The 18851-nt window shown below is 55.6% G+C and carries 14 protein-coding genes and 1 pseudogene; 10 read left to right on the top strand and 5 right to left on the bottom strand.

What is annotated here, in order from left to right; translation table 11 throughout:
* Nucleotide 1: 1 nt before the first annotated feature.
* Nucleotides 2-604, bottom strand: coding sequence for an arylesterase (locus ACQE3D_RS23255; RefSeq protein ID WP_313730295.1), 603 nt, complete (start codon nt 602-604; stop codon nt 2-4).
* Between ACQE3D_RS23255 and ACQE3D_RS23250 the strand changes: the two genes are divergently transcribed.
* The 4 genes from ACQE3D_RS23250 to ACQE3D_RS23235 all read left to right on the top strand — a co-directional run bounded on the left by ACQE3D_RS23250 (nt 603) and on the right by ACQE3D_RS23235 (nt 5425).
* Nucleotides 603-1289, top strand: a complete 687-nt coding sequence (locus ACQE3D_RS23250) for an ABC transporter ATP-binding protein (protein WP_064023871.1) — start codon at nt 603-605, stop codon at nt 1287-1289. The genes ACQE3D_RS23255 and ACQE3D_RS23250 overlap by 2 nt on opposite strands.
* A complete protein-coding gene (locus ACQE3D_RS23245) occupies nt 1286-3772 on the top strand; it encodes an ABC transporter permease (protein WP_313730296.1) in 2487 nt (828 codons plus the stop codon). The genes ACQE3D_RS23250 and ACQE3D_RS23245 overlap by 4 nt, the downstream gene beginning before the upstream one ends.
* Nucleotides 3773-4021: 249 nt before the next feature.
* A complete protein-coding gene (locus ACQE3D_RS23240) occupies nt 4022-4195 on the top strand; it encodes a hypothetical protein (RefSeq protein WP_281021708.1) in 174 nt (57 codons plus the stop codon).
* A 1029-nt stretch (nt 4196-5224) separates the two neighbouring features.
* On the top strand, nt 5225-5425 hold the full coding sequence (locus ACQE3D_RS23235) for a hypothetical protein (protein ID WP_313730297.1): 201 nt from the start codon (nt 5225-5227) through the stop codon (nt 5423-5425).
* Between the two features lie 108 nt (nt 5426-5533).
* Here the strand turns inward: ACQE3D_RS23235 and ACQE3D_RS23230 are convergent, their stop codons facing one another.
* The 4 genes and pseudogenes from ACQE3D_RS23230 to ACQE3D_RS23215 form a co-directional block, all read right to left on the bottom strand.
* Complete coding sequence (locus ACQE3D_RS23230) at nt 5534-7252, bottom strand: hypothetical protein (RefSeq protein ID WP_313730298.1); 1719 nt, start codon at nt 7250-7252, stop codon at nt 5534-5536.
* A 54-nt stretch (nt 7253-7306) separates the two neighbouring features.
* A pseudogene (locus tag ACQE3D_RS23225) lies at nt 7307-8389 on the bottom strand (DUF4297 domain-containing protein).
* 694 nt (nt 8390-9083) lie between these two features.
* Nucleotides 9084-9302 carry a ribbon-helix-helix protein, CopG family gene (locus tag ACQE3D_RS23220; protein WP_168028442.1) on the bottom strand — a complete coding sequence of 73 codons (219 nt, stop codon included), beginning with the start codon at nt 9300-9302 and terminating at the stop codon, nt 9084-9086.
* The gene (locus tag ACQE3D_RS23215; RefSeq protein ID WP_064023876.1) at nt 9299-9730 is read right to left on the bottom strand and encodes a putative toxin-antitoxin system toxin component, PIN family; all 432 of its coding nucleotides are present in this window, start codon (nt 9728-9730) and stop codon (nt 9299-9301) included. The genes ACQE3D_RS23220 and ACQE3D_RS23215 overlap by 4 nt, the downstream gene beginning before the upstream one ends.
* A gap of 518 nt (nt 9731-10248) precedes the next feature.
* On the opposite strand from ACQE3D_RS23215, the gene ACQE3D_RS23210 reads away from it, so the two are divergent.
* The 6 genes from ACQE3D_RS23210 to ACQE3D_RS23185 all read left to right on the top strand — a co-directional run bounded on the left by ACQE3D_RS23210 (nt 10249) and on the right by ACQE3D_RS23185 (nt 18814).
* Nucleotides 10249-11445 carry a PepSY-associated TM helix domain-containing protein gene (locus tag ACQE3D_RS23210; RefSeq protein WP_313730300.1) on the top strand — a complete coding sequence of 399 codons (1197 nt, stop codon included), beginning with the start codon at nt 10249-10251 and terminating at the stop codon, nt 11443-11445.
* Nucleotides 11446-11457: 12 nt separating this feature from the next.
* Complete coding sequence (locus ACQE3D_RS23205) at nt 11458-12840, top strand: efflux transporter outer membrane subunit (RefSeq protein ID WP_313730301.1); 1383 nt, start codon at nt 11458-11460, stop codon at nt 12838-12840.
* The gene (locus ACQE3D_RS23200) at nt 12837-14003 is read left to right on the top strand and encodes an efflux RND transporter periplasmic adaptor subunit (RefSeq protein ID WP_313730302.1); all 1167 of its coding nucleotides are present in this window, start codon (nt 12837-12839) and stop codon (nt 14001-14003) included. Before ACQE3D_RS23205 ends, ACQE3D_RS23200 begins: the two co-directional genes overlap by 4 nt.
* Complete coding sequence (locus ACQE3D_RS23195) at nt 14000-17104, top strand: efflux RND transporter permease subunit (protein ID WP_313730303.1); 3105 nt, start codon at nt 14000-14002, stop codon at nt 17102-17104. Before ACQE3D_RS23200 ends, ACQE3D_RS23195 begins: the two co-directional genes overlap by 4 nt.
* A gap of 250 nt (nt 17105-17354) precedes the next feature.
* The gene (locus ACQE3D_RS23190) at nt 17355-18089 is read left to right on the top strand and encodes an RES family NAD+ phosphorylase (RefSeq protein WP_313730304.1); all 735 of its coding nucleotides are present in this window, start codon (nt 17355-17357) and stop codon (nt 18087-18089) included.
* Between the two features lie 227 nt (nt 18090-18316).
* Nucleotides 18317-18814 carry a hypothetical protein gene (locus ACQE3D_RS23185; RefSeq protein WP_313730305.1) on the top strand — a complete coding sequence of 166 codons (498 nt, stop codon included), beginning with the start codon at nt 18317-18319 and terminating at the stop codon, nt 18812-18814.
* The last annotated feature ends 37 nt before the right edge of the window (nt 18815-18851 follow it).

Genomic DNA, 18851 nt, shown 5'->3' with positions numbered 1-18851 from the left:
GCTATTTCAGCAGCGGAAGCAAGGACGGCCAAATTTTCTCGACCAGCAGCGGTTGGGCGTCGGCGTTGGGATGCAGGCCGTCGGCCTGCATCAGTTCCGGTTTCAGCGCAATGTCTTCCAAAATGAACGGCACCCATGCCAACTGTAGCTCGCCGGCTAATTGCGGGTAAACTTCGTAAAACATCTCGATATAGCGTTTGCCGTAATTGGGGGGAATCTTCATCGCCAGCAACAACACTTCAGCGCCGATGTGTCGCGAGCGGTTGACGATTTCGGTCAGATTACGCTTCATTTCTTGCGGCGACAGGCCGCGCAAACCGTCGTTGGCACCCAACTCCAGCACCACGACATCGGGCTTGTGACGCGCCAAGATCGACTCCAAACGCGCCAAGCCGCCGGCCGACGTGTCGCCGCTGATACTCTCGTTGAATACCGCATGGGGGCTGCCGGCGTCGACCAGTTTTTTTTGCAGCAGCGCGACCCAGCCGAGCTGAACTTCGATGCCGTAACCGGCACTAATACTGTCTCCCAACACCACGATCGTCTTAGCCACGGCCCCGGCGGGTGCCACACTTAATACCATCGCAAGGACCATTCCAGTCATGTCAATTAATCGCACAGCCGCTCTACCTGTCATTGTCGCCGAAGGTCTCGGCAAAACCGTTCCCACCTCGGATGGGGATTTGCATATCTTGGCATCGGTGAATTTAATCATCAAGCCGGGCGAAAGCATCGCGATCGTCGGCGAATCCGGATCGGGCAAGTCCACGCTGTTGAGTCTGCTGGCCGGGCTGGACACCCCGAGTAGCGGCTCGGTGATCGTTGCCGGCCGCGATTTGACCCAAATGAACGAAGACGGCCGGGCCGCGCTGCGCAACGAGTTGGTCGGATTCGTGTTCCAGTCCTTCCAATTGCTGCCGGCCTTGACCGCGCTGGAAAACGTCATGCTGCCGTTGGAGCTGGCCGGGAACGCGAACGCCGAACCGGCCGCCCGAACCTTGCTGGAGCGGGTCGGCCTAGGTAAGCGGCTGCAACATACGCCTCGGCAACTGTCCGGCGGCGAACAGCAACGCGTCGCGTTGGCGCGAGCCTTCGTCGGCCGGCCGGCGATTTTGTTCGCCGACGAGCCGACCGGCAATCTGGACAGCAACACCGGTGCGCACATCGTCGAATTATTATTCGAATTGAACCAGGAGTTACACACGACCCTGATTCTGGTAACCCACGACATGAGCTTGGCGGCGCGTTGCCAGCGCACGATACGGCTGGAAGCCGGGAGCATCGTATGAAGCGCTTTCGCTTGGCGATGAAAATGCTGTGGCGCGACGGCCGTTCCGGCGAATTGACCCTGTTGGTGATGGCCTTGCTGATCGCGGTGACCAGTTCGACCGCGATTGCGCTGTTCGCCGACCGACTGCAGCGCACGATGACGCTGCAGGCCGCCGAATTTCTGGCCGGCGACCTAGCCGTCGCCGGCCCGGCCGCGATCGATCCGGCATGGCTGGGCAAGGCCGGCGAACTGGGCTTGGCTCAATCGCAAACCGTCGAATTCCCAAGCATGTTGCTGGAGAACGGCGAGATGTTGTTGGCCTCGATCAAGGCGACCGGCGGCGGTTATCCGTTGCGCGGCTATCTGAAAACCGGCGACGGCGCGTTCGATCAGTTGAGCGAAGTCCACGCCGGTCCGGAACCCGGCACCGTTTGGGTCGACAAGCGGGTGCTGCAAGCTTTGAAACTGGAACCGGGCGCCCGGCTGACCGTCGGCGAGGCCGTGCTGACCGTGACTCGAGTGCTGGGCTACGAGCCGGATCGGCGCGGCGATCTGTACAGTTTCTCGCCACGGGTGATGATGGCGCTGGCCGATCTGGCCGCGACCGGCGTGGTTCAACCAGGCAGCCGGGTGCGCTTCGCGTATCAATTCAGCGGCGACGAGACGGCGCTGAACGCCTACCGCGACTGGTTGAAGCCGCAGTTGAACCCGTCGCAACGCCTGCTGGACGTGCGCAACGACAGGCCGGAACTGGATTCGGCGTTGAGCCGGGCCGAGCGCTATCTGGGCCTGTCCAGCGTCGTGGTGATTTTAATCGCCGGCGTCGCGATCGCGATGGCCGCCGGCCGCTATACCGAGCGGCATTTCAACGCTACCGCGCTGTTACGCTGCCTGGGTTGCAAGCAGGGTGAAATCGTGGCGCTGTACTTGGGGCAATTTTTAATGTTGGGTATCGTTACCAGCGGCAGCGGCGCGCTGCTGGGCTGGCTGGCCCAGCACGGCTTGTTCCTGATGCTGCGCGATTTATTGCCGGCGCGGGTTGCCGACCCCGGCTGGCTGGCGGTCGGTTTCGGCTTCGCCACCGGGCTGGCGATTCTGCTGGGATTTGCATTGCCGCCGCTGTTGCGGCTGCGCCGGGTCGCGCCGCTGCGGGTATTGCGCCGCGATCTGGAACCGATGCCGGCCAGCGGCTGGTTGATTTACGGGCTGGCGCTGAGCGTGGTCGGCGCGTTGATCTGGCGCTATACCGGCGATTGGAAAATGACCGCGACGATACTCGGCATCGGCGCGCTGACCTTGGCGCTGCTGGGCTTGTTGCTCTACGGCCTGCTGCGGGCCGCCCGCCGCGCGCTGCCGGCCATGAATCTGGGCTGGCGCATGGCCTTGCGCGGCCTGATCAGTCACGGCCCAGCCGGCATCGGTCAAATCCTGGCCTTCGGCGTAACCCTGGCGGCAATGGCCTTGAGCTTTACCGTACGGTCCGATTTGATCGCCGAGTGGCAAAAGCAATTGCCGGACCAGGCGCCCAACCACTTTGCGCTTAACATTCTGCCGGACCAGGTCGGCGGTTTTAGTGGGGACATCGCTGGACTCGGCATCACCGCCAGCCCGTTCTACCCGGTGGTGCGGGGACGTCTAATCGAGATCAATCAAGAAGCGGTGCAGCGCCGAGTTAGTAAGGACAGCACCGGCGAAGCGGCGACCCAACGCGAACTGAGCCTGACCTGGGCCGAGCAATTGCCCGAGGATAACCGCGTCGTCGCCGGCGACGCCTGGCGGGGCTTGGCGCCCGGCCTGGTATCGGTCGAACAAAAGCTGGCCGACAATCTCGGGATTCATCCCGGCGACCGATTGAGTTTCACGGTCGGTAGCGAGCGCTTGACCGCGACGGTCGCCAATCTGCGCAGCGTGCGTTGGGATACGATGCAGCCGAATTTTTACATGATTTTCTCGCCCGGCACGTTGACCGGCTTCCCGGCCACCTACATGACCAGCTTTTATCTGGACGAATCGCAAAAATCTCTGTTGACCGGTTTGGTCAAGCGCTTTCCGGCGACGACGATCCTGGAAGTCGATCTGTTGTTGAAGCAGTTCAAAACCATCCTGACCCAACTGACCCGCGCCATCGACGTCTTGCTGTACTTCGCGTTGGCCGCCGGGTTTACCGTATTGTTCGCGGCGGTTTACGCCAGCCTGGACCGGCGCATCCGCGAGAGCGCCTTGTTGCGCACGCTCGGTGCCGGCCGCGGCTTCTTGCGGCGCGGCCATTGGATCGAGTTCGCGGTGTTGGGCGGAGCGGCCGGCGTATTGGCTGTGATCGCGTCGGAAGCGGTGTTGTTTGCCTTGTATAACCGAGTGATGCAGATCGAGTACCGGCCCAACGTGACGCTGTGGCTGGCGTTGCCGTTGATCGGCATGCTGGGCGTGGGGTTGGCGGGATTCTGGGGCGTGCGCGGCGTGGTGCGGCAAGCGCCGCTGACGGTTTTGCGACGCATGGATTGACGCGAGAACGAGGCCTAAGCGTACTTGTCGTCTCCCAGCCGGTGACGCCATTCCCGGCCGTCTTTACAAGTTAATGACGGTTTCCAGCCAATCCTAAAGATATTAACAAGAGCGACTGTCCTTGTGGGAAGAATTTTGTTTCTTATTTGGAAATTTTAAATCTGTAAAAATGCGTATTGTAAATAAATCCGCTCAGGCCTAAAGTGAAACCAACTTCACTAACCGACTCGATGCAGTCTAGGAGCAGAAATGAAAAAGGCCGACTCTTTATACAGAGATATCGCGACCGGCGCGTTCTTTTCAGCCGGCATTTTTGGATTGGTGTTGGAGCAATGGCTGTTATCCATGGCCTTGTTCGGCGCCGCCGCGTTAGCCAGCAATCTGCAACAAGCCAAGCCCGCGCGAGCGATGTCCCGGTTTTAACTCGGGTGCCGGTCGAGTCGGCATCCTCGGAGCGCACGGACGCGCGAGCGTCGGAAACAGCTAGACCGAGTTTTCCGACGTTGCTGTAAGTTCGTAGTACCTCCCGTTGTTAAGTGCTCTGTACTTCCACAGCCCCCGTCCGGGATCGGATCGGGGGCTTTTTTTGCGTCGGCGTTTTCGGCCGGAATCCGCCGCCAACCCACCGAAAACGCCAGCCGCGCCTACCGGCCAACGCAGGCCTGCTCAGCGGTTTGATACTCCGCTTACCCCAACGGCCATGACAGGACTTTGTCCCCGGCGCATCAAACAAACCGACGGAAGCGGCTTTATCCCCGACCCAAATCACATGATCGGTATGCGCCTATTTTTTTGTCCACGCCGGGAAAAATCCGTTCCGGCTCGTTATTGCCCGGCCCTTAAATACCGCCCGCTTGTCGAAGGGCGCACCCGCCGGGGCTTCAACGAACTCGGCCCGACGGAATTCCCCTGATCAATAGGGCCGCATTTTTAGCAACTACCGGCAGGAATATGCCTGCCGACCAATCCCGTATTCGGCGTAAATAAGCGCGTCGCGCAGCGGGAATAGCTGACTAGGCTTTTAAAATCGCGAGCAAGGCTCGGAGCCTTGCGTTTATCACTCGGAATGTTGCGCACAAGACTTTTAGAGTTGCGAGCAAGGCTCGGAGCCTTGTGTTTATTACTCGGAGAATTGCGCGCGAGACTTTTAGAGTTACGGGCAAGGCTCGGAGCCTTGCGTTTATTACTCGGAGTGTTGCGCGCGAGACTTTTAGAGTTGCGAGCAAGGCTCGGAGCCTTGTGTTTATTACTCGGAGTGTTGCGCGCGAGACTTTTAGAGTTACGGGCAAGGCTCGGAGCCTTGCGTTTATCACTCGGAGTGTTGCGCACAAGACTTTTAGAGTTGCGGGCAAGGCTCGGAGCCTTGATTACTCGGGCGCAGTGGAGAGTGTAAGAATTTTTGTGTAAACGGTCCTGAGGTAGGAGACTACCGATTCCGATAAGGAGGAAGCCATGACCGTATCATCGAAAACCATCCCGACTGACCTGCTCGACGCCTTGATATCGAACTATCAAAGCCCTGAAGACCTGATCGGCGCCAATGACCTGCTGAAGCAAGACCTGAACCCGTGCTGCGGTCGAGTGTCGCTAAAATTTAGTGACGGCTTACGGCCATCAAGAGACAAACAGGAGTTTATGGTTTACGACAAGTGAAAGCCTAAGAGCAGCCGTTCAACGCCTTGCTAAGCGGTCCAGTAGAGCAGAGTCAGCTAGCGAAGATATCCACAAGCTGGCCAAGCATGGCTCTCGTTAGGCAACTTGTTATACACTATTAAAATCTGATTCAAATATATACGAATATCCTGATTCGACCCTGTCATATGTGGTGTTATTCAGCAGGGCGTGCTCAACATCCAAATATATTACTTTTGCTAGATCCTTTATTGGCTTTAACTTTTCAGAATCCATTCCGCATACAAATAGTTGCGATTTTTTAGGCAGCTCATCAAGAAGTAGCGAGACAATACTATCGTAATGTTTTGCTGCTTGCTCGTGCTGATTCGGAGTATCAATGACAAGAGGGCATAAAACATGCTCCCCATACTTATAAATCAGATTATATATGCTGACATAATAAGCAAGCATTGCTCTCGTTGACTCTGCAGCACCGCCGCTTGCTGCAACTTTAGAATAATTTTCTGGGGATTTTATAGAGCTAGTATTAACCCCAAAAGCCTTGAGTTTAGTAACATAGCGTGGAAATAACTCCTGGAAGTCCTCTTTAACCTGCTCTCTACTATTTTTAGAAGCCTTGGCTCTTTCGTTAATCAGACGTTGCTCATCGGTAGTAAGATTATGCAATTTTTCAACTTGAACGCATCTATTCCCTTCAACCTTTTTTTTCACCGAATTCGATGCAATTGCTTCAAGGATAGTAGAGAAAGAACTATTTGGGTTTTCCGGTGATGAATATTTTTGATCGAGCTCACTAATGTGCGCTCTAAGTGTTTTAAATTCAACGTCCTTTTTCTCTATGTTTTCGTTCAATACAATCAACTCTGAGTTGAGTCTTTGAATTATGGCTTCAGCTTGCTTTTTGTCTTGCAGCAAAGTAAATCTATTTACAATAGAATTGTCATGGATAACCCCACATGTAGGGCATTCAATATCTTCATCTAGAGATTCTGCAAATTCGTAATCCTCGCTAGCCTCGATAAATGAATTTTCAGCCACAATGATCTGAGACTCCACATGAGCTTTTTCCGCTCTTAGGGAAGCCAACTCTTCGAACAGGATTTCTTGTTGATAGTATAAATCCATAACTTCAACATTGATTTGTTCTTCAACTTCATTAAGCTCCTTTTCTTTCAAGACTAGGCCATTTAAAAATGGGATATCACATACTACTGAAATTGCAGTATCTAATCGCTCAATTGATTTTTTAACTTCGGTAGATTCAACTTTTTTTGAGTAAATTTCTTCAGTAGTATCAAAGTAATCTTTTTTAATCATTCCTGTGTGATAAGGAACTATTGTCTTTTTCCAGTTTGCGAATTGGCCTAAATTAAGAAAGCCTGCCCAGGCATTCGCCCAGCTCTGCTTTTGGTCTATATAGAAAGGCAAAAAGTAGTAAGCTGGCGAAGGTATCGTAACTTCATCTTTATCACGTACTGCTAATAGAGCATTGAAATTAACTAGGTGCATAATCGCAGAAGAAAAACCATCTCCTAGCGAAGTAAATGCCATATAATTGTTTTGATTATCCTTCAGAATAAATCTATGACCATGTCTAGCCAAAAGGTATGACTTTTCATTAATCTCAAATTCCAATATCACTCTGCTATCAAGAGCTTTCCAATTATCATCAAACTGAGGCTCACAGCCAAAGCACCAGAATATACTCTTAACAAGAGATGATTTGCCAACGCTATTCTTTTCTTTTGATAGTATTAAATTGTAGCTCTTTGAGAAGTCGAACTGGGCTGCTTTCTTTTGTGTTTTGCTTATTATGGTCAGTCGATTGAAATACATTTCTCTCATCAGATATTTTCCTTAGACTTCTCACTAATCGTTTATAACTAAAATTATCCTGCCTCATATTTTTACGTTCGCCAGAAATTCATACAGAAAGGCACCAGTGAAATCTTCTGAGCTTGAGAAAAATAACAATGTTTTCTCATTAAGATTTGTTATTACTTTTGCCTCTAAATCTTTAGCACTAGAGCAGCTTTCTATAATATTGTTAATATTAATAATCAGGTCGTCTGAAACAGACTTTATCAAAGGCTCTCTATTTGCCGCTCTTTTTGTATAATAGCGGTCGAAAGCGTTACGAACCTTTCTTCTTTCTATAGAATTTAGTGAATAATCATTTGTTAGAATAAAAGTTAATTCATTCGCAATATTCTCGTCAGGCTTTCGGCTTATATGTTGCTCAATAACTTCTGTCAATTGCTTATGTGTTATTGCTTTTTTTCTAAGTGCTTCATCCCAATTTTGATAATCAAATTTATTTTCCCCTTTTCTACTCAAGTCCCTAATAATGCATGCGTATATAGAATTAGAGTTGTAATTTAAGCCAGGTACTAGCTTGCTTATCAAGGAGCTGATTCTTCCTTCGACCACATGATCGAAGCCTTTATCAGGTAGGTCTGGTATTATGAATGCTAGCTTTTCAAAGAACTCCGATGTATCTTTGATGTGCGCTATACAGTCTGTAATCTTTTTTTCTTATTCTTTGCTCAATTGGCCAGAATTGATTACTTCAAAGGTATATCCTTTTTTATTAATATCAAAACTGTATCCACCAGTTGAAACAAAGTTTACTCTCGTTATTTTATCTGTATAGCTCTTATCACAGCAGCTAATTGCCAATTTTTCGATTATAGATTTAGGCTCTTTTTTCGATTTCTTTGTAAGGTTATCAACAGTATAGGTTTTGGATGTTTCTTTGACTTGATTAAACTCGAATGTGGTTTTATCAACATCTAAAGAACTCGCAATAGTAACGTCCTCGTGCTCTTCTATAAAAAGAGCAAATTCATTACCCTTTTCGTGCTCATCTAGCATGCGACAGAAAGCCCAGTGATATTGGTAATTATACTTGCGAAAAGTATCACTACCAGATTTTTCCCTTTTAGGGTCTTGACCTAATGGGTTTGCGTTACTTTCATCCATTTTGAATCCTAACTATCTATGGTCGCGCAGGGCTGTAGGGCAGATAAGCGAAGCGTCATCCGCCGTACAGACGGCAATTCTTCCTTTTACCTACTTGTACCAATGCCAAATCTGAGGGTCGTAGACTGGATAGAGCAAGGCGAAACCCAGCAATTGCTTTGAAATAACCTAGTTTCTTTACATTCGAACTGCTCTTAAGTATTAGAAAACTTAACCACTTCTAAGCTGGGTTTCATTATCATTCAACCCAGCCTACCACTGCAAACCCCACATCAGCTTATTATCAATTTGCGGACATTAGTAAAACTGGAGCGAATGTCGCTTGTGGGTCGAATTGCGTCACCCCCATTTGCTCAAGCAATCTCGTCGCCCCAAAAGCCTAACAAATTAATTAGCCGGTTTACAAATGTAATCAGCGGCTACGGTCAATCGTAGCAACTGAACGTATCTGCGGAGAGTATAAACAGCGCGAGCCCCTAATAGGAACGAACAAGGAACGCCCACCACCCCGCAGCGCTTCGCACATTCATTTTCCGCCGAGAACGCGTAACGCGAAGATCCGGGCGTGTCTGCTCAAGGCCGTAAGACGTAATAGTAGGGCGTCAATAAGCGTAGCCGTATTGCGCCGCATGTTGGCCTTTAATCATGCGACGCATTACGCTGCCGCTAATGTACCCTACAAATTACAGGCTTCTTAAAGCCCCAGCGCATCCAATTCGTCCAACAACCGTAAAGCCCGCTTAGGGTCGCCTCGCAGTTGGGCGGCTAGAAAGCGTTGTTTGGCATCCTCTTCCGCCAAGGCTTGGATGGATAATTCGAACATCAGCTTGTTGAGGCTGATGTCGCGGACCTTGGCTATGTTTTTCAGCCTTTCGGCCATATCGTCGGGCAATCGAATGGATAAGGTTGTCATGATTTTAATAACCTCAATATTTGCTCCGGTGTCACGACTTCGTAACCCAACCGTTTAAGCTCGGCATGGGCAAAGTCCGACACATTGTTGGTGATGATGTAAGCGGCACGAGCGGCAATCGCCAGTTCCACCAAATGATTATCCGCTTCGTCCTTTAAATTGGGCCGCCATAAGTAGCGGGCGTCGATTGCGGTACAAACCTGTGCAAAACCATCAAGAAATTCCTGCAAAGCCACCGAAGTTTGGTTGCAAAGAGCCTGAATCTTCGGCCGATTAAGAAGGTCTTGATATTCAAGGTAAAGTGCGTTGCCGACAAAGGGCTGTAAATCGCCTTGGAGGCAACGGCGAAGAACTTCTCGATTCGGTCCTTTACCGCCGATCAAGCCGGCAACCAGGACATTTGTATCTACAACCACTCTAATTGCCATGCAAAATTGCCAGCATATATGCACACACTCCTATCCTAGCATATGCCTAAATTTTGGAAAGATTTTCGATCCCGCATTCAATGCGAACACCCAGCCCCTCGCGTCGCCTGAAAAATATAACCCTAATTGGACATACCAGCGCAGAGAGCAATAAATCGGCGCGATTTTCGGACGTGGGGGGGAATGCCCCCCCCGCGGCGCTTCGAACAGTAATTTTCAGCCGAGAACGCGTAACGCGAAGATTCGGGCGAGCCTGTTCAGCCGGGTTATCGCGACATGCCGCCAATTTCGTCCCAGTCTTCGCTAACGGCGTCAACCTAGCGCCCAGACCAGTGAATCGGCCGGCATTGAGCCGATCGCCTCCGGTTCGAATGCCGCAAACACCCAGGCAAATTTCCCATCTTCATCCATCAATCCAAATAATCGGCTGTTTTGGTGGGGATTTTGCGGTCTCAGTCGTCTTATTAGATTGAGTGCCAAACTAACGGCTGGTAAGTCCGAATCGAAAAGGAGAGCTTATGAAAATTCGCCCGTTTTGGGTGCTGGTGCATCGTTATGCCGGCTTGGCGATGACGGCGTTTTTGATCGTGGTCGGTTTGACCGGCAGTCTGTTGGCCTTCTACGAGGAATTGGACGGCCTGATCAGCCCGCACCTATACGCCGAACCCGCCGGGCGGCAAACTTTGCCGATTCCGCAGTTACTCGATAGCGCCGAACACGCCTTGGGCAGCCGCGCGCGGGTGGCCTCCTTGTGGCTGTCGCCGCGCCACGTCGATATTGGCGTTTCGCCCAACAACGATGCCCAAACCGGCCAGCCGCTGGCATTGGATTTCGATCAAGTGATTCTGGACCCCTACACCGGCGCGGAACTGGGCCGACGGCACTGGGGCGCGATTACCGAAGGCATAAGCAACTTGATGCCCTTTATCTATAAACTGCATTACAACCTGGCCCTGGACGACATCGGCGCCTGGACATTGGGCATCACCGCGCTGGTGTGGACCCTGGATTGCTTCGTCGGTTTTTATCTGACCTTGCCGGCCAAGCCGCTAGCAGCTCGCTCGGCGGGCCCGTCGTTTTGGCGGCGCTGGCGGCCGGCGTGGGCGGTAAAATGGCGTGGCTCGCCGTTCCGCATCAATTACGACTTGCACCGCGCCGGCGGTTTGTGGGTGTGGATCGCGCTATTGGTTTTCGCCTGGTCCAGCGTGTACATGAACTTGGGCGATACGGTTTACGCCAAGGTGATGCAGACGGTCAGCGATTTCCGGCAGCCCTGGACCGACATTCCCGAATTGCCGCAACCCTTGCAAAACCCGCCGGTCGTGATCGGCGAGGCCTTTCAGTTGGCGGACGCCGCCGCGCGCAAAGCCGGCGTCGAGCAAGGCTTCGCGGTATTGCAACCCGCGGCGATCTGGTATAACGCCGGCCGAGGCTTTTACGTATACAGCGCGCGTAGCGACCTGGATTTCCAAGACAAGGGCGGCCAATTGCGGGTGGTAATCGACGCGGTCAGCGGCGCGCCAAAAATGCTGTTGTTGCCCAGCGGCCAATACAACGGCAATACCATTACCGCTTGGCTGGCGGCCTTGCACATGGCCAACGTGTTCGGCATGCCCTACCGGATCTTCGTGTGCCTGTTGGGTTTGACCATTGTGATGCTGTCGGTCACCGGCGTGGTCATTTGGTTGAAAAAGAGCCGTCCTAAAACCCATTAAATCGCTCATCGCTTGATTCGAATACCGAAATTCAATGTCCGCCGCGCGGCGCTGGTCGGCAGTCTGGCCGGCGTGCTAAGCGCTTGCGAAACCGCGCCGGAACGCGATCCGGCCGCGTTGACCTTGGCCGTGCCCGCGCAATGGCGAGAAGCGGCGAGCGTGCAGGAACCGATAGCCGGCTGGCTGGCCGGTTTCGGCGACGAGCAACTGAACGCGCTGATCCGGGTGGGGCTGGCCGAGAACTTCGACCTGCTGTCCGCCGCCGCGCGGGTCGATGCCGCGCGCGAACAAGCCGTGATCGCCGGCTCCGGTCGCTGGCCGCAACTGTCCTTCGTTCCCGGCTACCAGCGCGGCGACGCCGACGGCCGCCAATCGGTGGAGTCCGGCGCCTTCAGCGCGCTGTTCAGCGCCAGCTGGGAGCTGGACGTGTGGGGCCGAATCAAGGCCGCCCAAATCGGCCAGGAACGCGACGCCGACGCGACCGGCGCCGATTACGCCGCCGCCCGCCTGTCGCTGGCCGCCGCGATCGCCCAGACCTACTTCGAATGGCTGGAAGCGCAATGGCAAGCCGAGGTCGCCGGGCAGTCGGTCAAGGATCGCAGAGTGATCGTCGAGTTGATTCGCGGCCGCTTCAATCGCGGCCTGACCCGCGGCCTGGACTTGCGTCTGGCCCTGACCGATCTGGCCAATGCCGAAGCGCAATCGGCCAGCGCGCTTAACGGCGTGCAGATTCTGGCCAAGCGCTTGCAGAGTCTGATCGCCCGCTACCCCGACGGCGAATTGGCCGGCCGCCGGGCCTTGCCGGAAACGCCCCAGGCCTTGGCGGTCGGCCTGCCGGCGGAATTGCTGACACGCCGCCCCGATATCGCCGCCGCGTTTCGGCGCTTGGCGGCCGCCGACGCCCGGCTGGAAAGCGCGCAAAAAGCCTTGCTGCCGCGCGTGACGCTGACCGGCAGCGGCGGCACCAGTACGCCGGCCCTGGCCGACATCGTCGATCCGCGCTCGGCGGCCTGGAACTTGGCGGCCGGTCTGGCCCAACCCTTGTTCACCGGCGATCGCTTGCAGGCCGACATCCGCCTGAACGAAGCCCGCGTCCGTGACGCCTACCAGCAATACCAAAGCGTGGCGCTGAACGCGTTTCGCGAAGTCGAACAGGCATTGGCCGCCGAGGCCAGGCTGCGAGACCAGGAACGCGCGCTGCGCGAGGCGGTCGAGCAAACCGAAGCCAGCCGCAAGTTGGCGGTATATTCCTATCAGCAAGGTTTGATCGAAATTCTGACCTTGCTGGACAGCTATCGCAGCACCTTGAATGCGCAAAGCGCGCATCTGGCGGTGCGGCGGCAGTTATTAACCAATCGCATTAACTTGTATTTGGCCTTGGGCGGCCCGGTGTGAACGAACATTCCCGATGGTTACCACTGATTTTGCCGGCCGTGGTGCTGACCGCCGCGGTCGGCGCGGCCTGGGCGATGATCGCGTTGCGACCCGGCAGTCTGCCGGCCCCGGCCGAGCCGCCGGTACCGCGTGTCGAGGTCATCAAAGCCGAACCGCAAACCTTGAAGTTGAACGTGCATTCGCAAGGCGTGGTCGCGCCACGCGAAGCCATCGACTTGATCGCCCAAGTCGCCGGCAAGGTGGAGAAGATGCACCCGGCCCTGGTGTCCGGCGGCTTCTTCAAGGCCGACGAGCTGCTGGCGAGCATCGATCCGCGCGACTACGATTACGCCATCGTCGCGACCCAGGCCAAGATCGCCGAAGCCAAACGGGTGTTGATCAACGAACGCGCCCAGGCCGAGCAAGCCCGCAGCGAATGGCAGGCGCTGGGTGAGGGCGAAGCCAGCGATCTGGCCTTGCGCAAACCGCAGCTGGCCGAAGCCGAGGCCAAATTGCAGGCCGCCGAAGCCGATCTGGCCAAGGCCAAGCTGGACCGTAGTCGCTGCGAAATCCGCGCGCCGTTTTCCGGCCGGGTGCTGAATAAGCAAGTCGGCCGCGGCCAGTTTCTGCCGGCCGGCGCGACGATCGCCCGGATTTACGCCAACGACATCGCCGAAATCCGGCTACCGGTCGGCATCAACGAACTGGCGTTTCTGGATTTGCCGCTGGGCCTATCCGGCCGGACCGGGCAATGGCCGGCGGTGACCTTGAGCGCCGAGGTGGCCGGCCAGCCGCAAACCTGGCGGGGGCGCATCGTTCGCGGCGAAGCCGAGCTGGACAGCAGCAGCGGCCAATTGTTTCTGGTCGCGCAGGTCGAACAACCCGATAACAGCCGCGACGGCGGAGCGCCGCTATTGAGCGGCTTGTTCGTGCAAGCCGAGATCGAAGGGGTGGCTCGGGCCGGACTGTACGCCTTGCCGCGCAATGCCTTGAACAATCTGGGCCAAGTCAAGCTGGTCGATGCCGAACAACGCCTGACCTTCCGCGACGTGGAGCTTCTGCGCGGCGAGCCCGGCCGGGTCATCGTCAAATCCGGCCTGAACGCCGGCGAGCGCATCGTGGTTTCGGACATGCCGATGCCGGTGGCCGGCATGCGGGTCGAAGTCTCGGCAGAACGGCCATGAGCCGCTCGCACGGCGCGGCCCGCCGGGGCGGGGTCTTGGCTTGGTTTGCCGGCAACCCGGTCGCGGCCAATTTGCTGATGCTGCTGATTCTGGCCGGCGGGGTGATCGGCATGCTGGACATCGACAAGGAAGTGTTTCCGCGCTTCAGTCCGCATCAGATCGAGATCGCCACCACCTTCCCCGGCGCCGGACCGTCCGAAGTCGAGGAATCGGTGTGCATACCGATCGAGGAAGCGATTCAGGACTTGCCCGGTATCAAGCATTTGCACGGCGAAATCCAGGGCGATACCTGTCTGGTGTCGGTCGAAATCCGCCCCGACCGGGATCGCGAACAAATGATGGCCTTGTTGCGCGCCAGGGTGCAAGCCATTCCGCGTCTGCCCAAGCAACTGGAAAAAATCGACGTACTGCCGGCCGACCGCAAGGACGACGACGGCGTGATCTGGGTGGCGCTGCACGGCGACACCGATGCCTTCAAATTGCAACAGTTCGGCGACCGGATTCAGCAACAGCTGTCGACCATCCCCGGCGTCAGCCGGGTGCGCAATTACGGCGAACGGGCTTACGAAATCGGCATCGAAGTCGCGCCGGAACAAATGCGCAAATATCAATTGACGCTGGACGAAGTCACCCAAGCGGTGCGGGCGGCGTCGGTCGATCTGCCCGGCGGCCTGATCCGCAATCCGGACGGCGAATTGTTGTTGCGGGTGGCTGGTCGGGCCAAGGATGCCGACGCGGTCGGCGCGCTGATCGTCAAGACCCTGCCTGACGGCAACCGGCTACGGCTGGACCAAATCGCCACGATCCGCGACGGCCTGGAGGAACGCTTGTACGACTGGCGCCACAACGGCGAAACCGCGCAGGGCTGGGAAATCCACACCGAGCGCGACAGCGTGGCGGTGGCGCGCAAGGTCAAGGCCGAAATCGAGGCCATCCGCGCCGGGCTGCCGGAAGGTTTGCGGCTGATTAGCTGGTGGGACGATTCCCAGGCCTACGACGAGCGCATCGGCACCTTGCTCGAGGACGGCCTGAGCGGCTTTTTACTGGTGTGTTTGGTGTTGACGCTGTTCCTGCGGGCGCGGGTGGCCTTGTGGGCCGGCGTCGGCATTTTCACGTCGGTACTGGGCGCGTTCTGGCTGATGCCGGCGCTGGATATTTCGCTGAACATGCTGTCGCTGTTCGGCTTTTTATTGGCGATGGGCGTGTTGGTGGACGACGCCATCATCATCGGCGAAAGCGTACACAGCCGGCAAATCGATGGCGGCGAAACCCCGCTGCAAGCCGCCGTCAACGGCGTACGCGCGGTGGCGCTGCCGGTGACCCTGTCGGTGTTGATCGTGTTGGTCGCGTTTCTGCCGGGCTTGTATTTGCCGGGTTGGGCCGGACAAATGATGCGGCCGATCTGTCTGATCATGATCCTGACGCTGGTGTTTTCGCTGATCGAGGCGCTGCTGATTCTGCCCTCGCATCTGGTCGCGCCGGTACAGGCGCCGACCACGGGCAACGCCTTGCACCGGCTGCGCGCGCGGCTGAACGGCGGCCTGGACCGTTTGGTCGAGCGGGTGTACCGGCCGCTACTGGCGGCGGCCTTGCGCTGGCGCTATCTGACCGTCGCGCTGTTCGCGGCCCTGCTGATTATTTGCTGGGGTTTGGTCGCCAGCGACCGGGTCCGCCAATCGATCAATCCGGACGTGTCCAAGGACAGCTTTTGGGTCTCGATCCGGCTGCCGCAAAGCGCGCCGTATAGCGAGGCGCAAGCCCTGGCCACCCGCGTCGAAAACGCCTTGTTTGAATTGCGCGACGAACTGGACGGCGTGCCGCCCACGGCCGGCAAACGCGGTCACGATCCCGAGCATAGCGTGATCGTCGGCGTCGAAACCATCGTCTGGGAACACGGCGGCGGACTGTGGTTGGAATTGTCGGCGGCGGGCCGCCAACGCATCAAGGTCGAGGATTTCATCCGCGACTGGCGCAAGCGCATCGGCGAGATTCAAATCGGCCAGGTGGATTTCATTTTCAAGGAAGGCGACGAACCTTACGACCTGGAACTGACGGTCGGCGCCGACAATCCGGCCCAACTCGGCCCGGCGGTCGAACAACTCAAGCAACAAATCAAAGGCTTTCGCGGCGCGTACGACGTAATCGATTCCGGCGAGCCCGGCAAGCCGGAAATTCACTTAACGCTAAAGCCCGAGGCCGAACGGCTGGGCATGCGCCTGGAACAACTGGCCGAGCAGGTCCGCAACGGCTATTACGGCGAGGAAGTGCATCGCTTCATGCGCGGCCGCAAGGAAGTCAAGGTGATGGTGCGTTTTCCGCTGCGCGAGCGCCGCTCGCTGGAGCAACTGCAAGCCCAACCGGTGCGGCTGCCCAACGGCGCCAGCGCGCCGCTGGCGAGCTTAGCGGATGTCGAAGTGCTGCAAGGCTACGCCCGCATCATCCGCGAGGACCGGCAACGAGTACTGAAAGTCCAGGCCAGGGTCGATCCAACCGTGGCCGACGCCAACGAAGTCTACGCGGTGCTGGAACGCGACGTCTTCCCAACGCTGGAAAGCCGCTTTCCCGGCCTGAACGTTAAAATCGGCCAGCAACGCCAAGAGCAGAAAGAGCTGCTGGCCGCATTCGGCAAAAACACGCTGATCGCGCTGTTGGTGATTTACGCGTTGATCGCGGTGCCATTTCGCTCCTACGCCAAACCGCTGATCTTTCTGATAGCGGCGCCGGTGGCCTGGTGCGGCGCGGTGTTGGCGCACTGGGCCGCCGGCCTGCCGCTGTCGATGGAATCGCTGGTCGGCATGATTGCCGCCAGTGGCGTCGTCGTCAACGACAGTCTGGTGTTGCTGGATTATCTGCGCCAACACGACGGCGACCAGCGGCCGGTGGATGCTCTAATCGCCGAAGCCTGTTGCTCCCGCTTCCGGCCCATTTTGCTGGCCTTCCTGACTAACTTCGCCGGCTTCCTGCCGACCCTGCTGGAAACCAGCCCGCAAGCCCAATTCCTAATCCCGATGACCCTGTCGCTCTCCGCCGGCCTACTGATCGGCATGGCCGCCAGCTTGATTTTGACCCCGGCGTGTTATGCGTTGTTGGGGGAGAGGTGAGTTGGGGGCGCTGCGAATAGGCACTACACGCGGTTGCAGCCTACCGTTCAATCTGATTCAATGCCGGTAACTTGATGTAGACCTACTCTATCTACTTGGCTCCGATGATATACGGAAGGAAAACTCCCATGCTTATCAATAAACTATTGTTTCAGGGATCGTTTTTTGGTGGATATACGAAAGCTATCTAATAATCTAGTTAGGCCTCAGAGAACGAACCCTCGCTGTGCAATCGCATTTCCGATCCTGGATGGACTTCTTCAACTTCTCTCATACGGTGAGGCATCAGCGCCGATATCTGCACTCTGACGATGTTGCATCGTTTCTCGATGCGCTCGTGGCAAGTAGCTCGATGCGCCATCGTCTGGTGACAAAGCGCGGAGCTGTTTGGCGAGCCCAGGTCGGTTGCCAATTTCGCGATTGCGACGATGGGGAGAACCAGTGGCAAGAATCTGAACCGTTTCCGCCAAAGCGTATGAAACCGCTCTCGGACTCGGCCTACGAGGGAAGAGTGAACCCCAAAGGCATACCGTGCCTCTATGTCGCAACCGATCGCGAGACGGCCATGGCCGAGGTAAGACCATGGATAGGAAGTACGCTCTTGCTGGGTCAGTTCCAGCTTGTGAAGGACCTCCGGCTAATCGATTTCTCAGTGGGGCATGACTCCCAGCTTCAGCCCCTCTTCGATGAGTCGACGCCAGAAGAACTTGAGGAAAACATCTGGGCGCAGGTGGACCGCGCATTCTCAGAGCCGGTCGAGCCGACACACTCTTCGGCGGAGTATGTTCCGACGCAGATCATTGCGGAGCTATTTCGCAACAAAGGATTCGACGGCGTCGTCTACAAGAGCAAGCTGGGCCCGGGGTTGAATTTTGGTCTCTTTGACCTCGGAGCTGCCGAACTTCGGACATGCAGCTTGGTATCGGTGAAATCAGTGTCCTTTAGCTTTGGTGAGCTTGAGAAAACGTACGCCGCCGAAAACTGAGGCCTAACCCCTCGCTCACCTCCCGACTCGCTACTGCAGGCCATGTAAGCCTGGTCTGCGCCAAGGCCGCAAAGTGCAATCGTAGGGTGTCAATAGGCGTAGCCGTATTGCGCCGCATGTTGGTCTTTAATCATTCGGCGCGTTACGCTACCGCTAATGCGCCCTACGCGGGCTCATAACAAACTAACCATGGACCCTGAAATTATATTTTTTATAAAAAAACAATAATGCGCCATATTTTACTAATTAGCTCCCTATTGCTTACAAAAAACGCACTTGGCGATGAATATGATTTATTGAGCAAGCACAAGGAATTGAAAGAAACAGCAATAGTTGAGATTGGTGAAATAGAAGAATTAGAGAAGCCTCCTGCACAGAACACTATTGGAAATATCTTCAAAATATCTAATCTATGCATGCGACTAACTGGAATATATCCCGGCGTATGGAGCTATGGAAGAAAATCAGGGTTGCTTGTAGTGGACAAATACGGTGTCTATAAGATGGCGACCATCGAATCACAAATAAAAAACATAAAAATCACAACAGCTCAGGTGGAACCTGTCGATTGCCAAGAGGTTTTGAGCAATAAACAACGTTCCGTAGAGCAGATATTGAACGATATGAAAGTGCAGGACGAATCATTTCGAAGGCAACAAGAAGCAACCAAAAAGGAACTAGAGCGACTACATGAACTTCAACGACAATATAACCAGAAGAACTAGCCGACGCCCTCGATTCCGTTAACGCTGCATCGCGGCT

This window comes from Methylomonas sp. MS20 (assembly GCF_050275925.1).
GTDB classification, from domain to species: Bacteria; Pseudomonadota; Gammaproteobacteria; order Methylococcales; family Methylomonadaceae; genus Methylomonas; species Methylomonas koyamae_A.
The sequence above is the reverse complement of the archived record's forward strand: the minus strand, read 5'-3'. Positions and strand labels throughout refer to the sequence as shown.